The organism is Mycobacterium sp. (assembly GCF_050701675.1).
In the GTDB taxonomy this organism is placed as follows: Bacteria; Actinomycetota; Actinomycetes; order Mycobacteriales; family Mycobacteriaceae; genus Mycobacterium.
In genome coordinates, this window is the sequence record NZ_JBOGDD010000590.1 from 1 (window position 1) to 4,843 (window position 4,843).

Genomic DNA, 4,843 nt, shown 5'->3' on the forward strand with positions numbered 1-4,843 from the left:
GCGCAGGCCGCCGGGGTAACCCGAGTGGCGGTAGGCGGACTTGTTGGCGAGCTTGTCGCCACTGATGGCGATCTGGTCCGCATTGATGACGATGACGAAGTCGCCACCGTCGACATTCGGCGTGAACGTCGGCTTGTGCTTGCCGCGCAGCAGTGTTGCCACTGCGACGGCGAGCCGGCCGAGGACCACGTCGGTGGCATCGACGACATACCACGTGCGCGTGGTGTCACCGGCCTTCGGCGTGTACGTAGGCACAGCGCTTACCTTCTTCTCTCTCGGGTTTGTCCCGGGCGACCCGGGTGCCGGTCCGGCACGGACGGTTGGGGTTCTCGGCGACCGACATAGACCCGAGGACCCGCTGAGCCCAAAGACTCACCGCGCGCCAACGGAGCAGCCTACCGGGGACTGTCACCGCAGGTCAAAACGCCATCTTGGATCCCAAGCAGCGGGTCCGCGGGGCCGCCGACTACCACCCGCTGCTGCTGGCCGAGAAACTGCCGGCCGGCGTCATCGGCGCAGCTCAGATAGCGCGCGGCACCGACGGCACCGTGGGCTGGACGGGACAGTGGCGGGCGGCCCACGGCAGGGCTGGGCAGATGCCGATGGTGCGGTGGGCACACCATCCCGATGCCCGCATTACGCGCCGGTCCCCATTCACTGTGAGTTCCCGATGCATTTCAGGTGATCGACTGAGCGACCGTCTCCTCACTCATTCCACGGTCTCCAACGGGCCCGGTAGGACGACCGAGCCGGCACCGACTACGCCTCAAAGAACATTCGACGACGAATTCGTCGACATGAAGATCTTTGCGGTGAATCGCTTTATCGAAACTTCAGGAGACGACCAATGAATCGTCGCGTTGCGCCGCAACACTGAGCGTATCGGAATTCAACGTGGCCACGATGGCCACGGGACGAGAAACCGCACACTGACAGCACCGTCGGGCAGCGCCAATTTGCCTCTGAAGAAAGGTAATTCGTGACGACCGCTTCGATCACCACCAACCGTTACGAGAGGACCGCCACGCTGCTGGTAAGGGCGGGCCACCTGGTCACTACTTATGGGTTGGTCGTCGTCTTGGCCTGGATCGGTTTCGGCAAGTACGTGAAGATGGACGCGAAGGTGCTCATCGAGCACAGCCCACTGATGAGCTGGATCTTTCATTTCTTGAGCGCCACTACGGTCGCCCGCGGGCTGGGCACGATGGAGATCATCGCTGCGCTTCTCATCGCGCTGCGGCCAGTCTGGCCTCGCGCCTCGATTGTCGGAAGCGCCCTGGCTGTCGTGCTCTTCGTGGGTACGTTGAGTTTCCTGTTCACCACGCCGGGAGTGGTAGTGGCCCACGCCGTAGGTCTTCCGGTCCTCTCGGCCCAACCGGGGCAATTCCTTCTCAAGGATCTAGTACTGATCGGGGTCGCTATCTGGACGCTGGGGGATTCCCTTCGCGCCGCACTGGCGCACGACGACGCGGCGACCCCGGCTTGATGACGACCGGGGCAGGCGACCGGCATGACTGTGCGGCCCCAGCGAGCTCTCCTCCCGCTGGGGACCGCACAGAGTTTCATTGGGGACGCCTAGAAGCCCCAGGCGCCCGCCGCACGCCGGTCGGTATCCGCGACCTCCTCCGAGCCGTCGCGCACCGCGTTGCCGAGGCTGATCAGGATGTCGTTCAGCGCGGCCGCCGACTGGTCCCATCTGGCCTGCTCGACGCGGTAGGCCTCGGCAGCCTCGCGGGTCCAGACGGCCTGCAGTGGGGCTATCTGCGCGCGCAGATCGTCCAGCGACGCGTTGAACCGCCCTGACGTGTTGTGGATCTCCTGACGCACGGTGTATTCGATCTCGTTGAAGTCGTATGACAGAACCTCATCCATCGCTGCTCCATTCGTGTTGGTGGACAGTGGCTTTGACGGCGGCTACAGCGCGTCGGCCGCGGCAATGCGGTGCGAATGCCCCTCAGCCGCTTCGCGCAATGTTCGCTCGTTGAAGCGGATCGTCTCGGAGATCCGCTGCAGCGACTCGTGCAACGCGAGCGACTCGGTGTTCCAGCGGTCGACGACGTCGCGGAACCTGGCCGCCGCAACGCCTCCCCACACCGACGGCGGCACGGTGGTCATCTGACCGATGAAGGTCCGTAGCATCGCCCGGATCTCCTCGTTGCGACCGTCGATCTTGCCCGCGACCGTCGACATCAGGCCGAAGTCGGTATTCAATGCGCTACTCGTCATCGCAAATCCTTCCGTTGTGTGCATCTGTTTGATTGGACGCACCGCGACGCGTTCCGGTTCCGTTGCCTTCGAATCACTTTCGAGCGACCGCATGCGCCGAGCCGATCGCCCGGTCGCACTGCTGCACCGGACCTGGCTGCTCGGCGGCGCCTTGGCAGCCGATCGCGATGCGCACCCCGGCATCGATCAGCACCGTCCAGTCGATGTGGCGGTCGGGGCGGATCTCCCGGTAGGTCACGGCGGGACGGCGAGCCCGCTCGCCGTGCGCACTGAACTCGACGAAGACCCCTTCGGGCTCCTCGGCCAGCGCCGCTCTCAACGTCTCGGCAGCCGCGTCCAACGTCTGCGTGCCCGGCAGCCCGGACTGTGTGACGTGAATCACCTCCTCCCGATCCGACGGTGAAACCACCTGCAGCCGAGCCGAACCCGGCCCCGAGGTGATCCGGTCGACCGTCCACCGCGCAGGGACCTCGACGGCGATCCGCCCTTCGACCAGCCACGTCGCATCTCCCGCATCCACCGGCCGGGCACGCATTCCCACGGCCACTGCCGACAACGCGGTGACCGACAGCACCGCCACCGCGACGGCCGCGGCGCGCGGCGTCGCCACGCGACGCCAGACCGGGACGTCGTCGACACGCGGGGCGCGGGGCTGCGTGCGAGCCGCCCGGACGAGTGCGTGATCGTCGACGGTCGTCACGTCGATGCCCGTGCGCCGCAACGCCACGGAGAGCTCGGCGCCGAAGCGCGCCAGCCCCGAGGGGACGTCGATCGTCACGGCGTCGAGTCCTCGGACGCAGGCGAGGACCGCGTCGACGACACCCGCGGACGGGCCCGGTCGTGCGATCGCGTGCCGTTGTCCATCGGCGTGCACCACGACGAGTTCCGGTGCGAGCTCCACCACGATCGGATCCGACGTCAGCAGGTCGGGCCTGCGGAGTACGACTGGATTCGCCGTCGACTCGCGGGCGGCCGCGGTGACCAGGTCGACGCGCGAATTCGCCCACCACGACGGGCAGATCAGCATGGCGGTGTCACACGGCCCGCCCATGGCCGATCTCAGCACGCCTGCCCACAGCTCGTCGACGGGCAGGACGCGGTCCTCGACCAACGCCAGATCGTCGTCGATGCCGTCGAGTGCCGCCGAAGCCAGTTCGGGGTCGACGGCCCCCGGTCCACCGATCGCCTTGGGCCCGACCACGACGACGGCGTCGCTCACGGTGGCTCCGTCCAGGAAACCTGGACGAGGTGGTCGCGCTGCCCACGCCGGATCAGCGTGCCCCGGCCCGCCGCCAGCGACGACGGACGCACCGAGCCGAGCAGGACCCCCTCATCCGGGCTCGAACTCATCATCAGGCCGGTACACCCGAGATCCCGCAGCCGCGCCAGGATCGGATCGAACATGGCGCGGGAGGCGCCGCCCGAACGTCGCGCGATCACCAGGTGTAGGCCGAGATCCCTTGAGTGCGGCAGCAAGTCGAGCAGCGGCGACAGGGGGTTGCCCGACGCCCCCGCCACCAGATCGTAGTCGTCGACGACCACGTAGACCTCCGGTCCGGACCACCAGGACCGGTCGCGCAACTGCCGCTGTGTGACGCCTTCGCCGGGCAGTCGCGCGTTCAGCAGACCAACGGCGGTCGCCACGTGTGCCTCAGCCGAGGCAGTGGACATGGCGTAGCCGAGCAGATGGTCGGACTCGAGAACGCCGAGCATCGTCCGACGAAAGTCCACGACGAGGATTCGGGCCGCGGCGGCGTCATTGTTGCGCACGATCTCGCGACACAGCGTCCGCAACGTCGTCGTCTTGCCGCACTCGGTGTCACCGAGGATCAGCAGATGCGGAAGCGCCGCGAAGTCGATGGTGACGGGGCGTAGGTCGTCCTCCCCAAGCCCGATGGCCACCCCGCCCTCGGACTGCGCGACGACGTCGACGTGGCGTACCCGCGACGGCAACAGCCGAACGGCCGGCGCCGTGCGTCCGGGGTAGCGCGCCGTCACCGTCGCCGCGTCGGCGCGCAGGGCATCTTGCACACCCATGCCGGGCCCGAGGTTCGAGGCGCCGGTGACCAGGCGCGGCAGGGCGACGGCGAATTCGAGGCCGTCAGGGGTGATTCCGTGGCCCGCCGGTCGGTTGCCGAGGAGCCGGGCCCGCTTGCGGTCCATCTCGGAATCAGCCGGATCGCCAAGGCGCAGTTCGATACGGGTGTTGAGCTGATCCTTGAGCGCGGGTCTGATGTCGGCCCAACGTGACGCGGCCACGACGACGTGGACACCGACCGAGAGTCCCTGCGCGGCAACTGCCGTGATGGCTTCCTCCATGCCCTCGAATTCCTGGCGCACCACTGCCCAACCGTCGATCACCAGGAATGTGTCGCCGTGGGCCTCCGCCTCACCCCTGCGTCGCAGGGTGTCCCGCTCGCGGACCAGACCCTGCACGTGGGCGACGATCCTTCGGGCGAGGTCGCGGTCGAACCTGCCTGCGACGGCCCCGACGTGCGGCAGCAGCCGCAGCGCCGACAGTGAACCGCCGCCGAAGTCGAGCCCGTACACCTGGACCGCGCCGGGGTCGTGGGTTGCCGCGAGACCCAGGATCAGCGTGTGAAGCGCGGTCGTCTTC

At 67.6% G+C, this 4,843-nt stretch carries 6 protein-coding genes; 1 reads left to right on the plus strand and 5 read right to left on the minus strand.

From position 1 onward, the window contains the following. A partial coding sequence (gene rplM, locus ACRDUX_RS18185) for a 50S ribosomal protein L13 (RefSeq protein ID WP_526415416.1) occupies window positions 1–255 on the minus strand: 255 nt, incomplete at its 3' end. Window positions 256–979: 724 nt separating this feature from the next. Between rplM and ACRDUX_RS18190 the strand changes: the two genes are divergently transcribed. Then, window positions 980–1,486 (plus strand): DUF417 family protein, encoded by a 507-nt coding sequence (locus ACRDUX_RS18190; RefSeq protein ID WP_526415417.1) that lies wholly within the window; start codon window positions 980–982, stop codon window positions 1,484–1,486. Between the two features lie 89 nt (window positions 1,487–1,575). Here ACRDUX_RS18190 and ACRDUX_RS18195 read toward each other — a convergent pair whose 3' ends face one another. The 4 genes from ACRDUX_RS18195 to eccCb form a co-directional block, all read right to left on the minus strand. Next, window positions 1,576–1,872 (minus strand): WXG100 family type VII secretion target, encoded by a 297-nt coding sequence (locus ACRDUX_RS18195; protein ID WP_526415418.1) that lies wholly within the window; start codon window positions 1,870–1,872, stop codon window positions 1,576–1,578. 42 nt (window positions 1,873–1,914) lie between these two features. Next, window positions 1,915–2,226: a WXG100 family type VII secretion target gene (locus ACRDUX_RS18200; RefSeq protein ID WP_526415419.1), complete on the minus strand. Its 312-nt coding sequence runs from the start codon at window positions 2,224–2,226 to the stop codon at window positions 1,915–1,917. 73 nt (window positions 2,227–2,299) lie between these two features. Beyond that, complete coding sequence (locus tag ACRDUX_RS18205) at window positions 2,300–3,445, minus strand: type VII secretion-associated protein (protein ID WP_526415420.1); 1,146 nt, start codon at window positions 3,443–3,445, stop codon at window positions 2,300–2,302. Beyond that, window positions 3,442–4,843: type VII secretion protein EccCb (gene eccCb, locus ACRDUX_RS18210; protein WP_526415421.1), on the minus strand; the 1,402-nt coding region annotated here is incomplete at its 5' end. The genes ACRDUX_RS18205 and eccCb, both read right to left, overlap by 4 nt.

Excerpts from the sequence above, each read along its gene's own strand:
- ACRDUX_RS18200 (WP_526415419.1), bottom strand. The coding sequence starts at position 2,226 with ATGACGAGTAGCGCATTGAATACCGACTTCGGCCTGATGTCGACGGTC.
- ACRDUX_RS18195 (WP_526415418.1), bottom strand. The coding sequence starts at position 1,872 with ATGGATGAGGTTCTGTCATACGACTTCAACGAGATCGAATACACCGTG.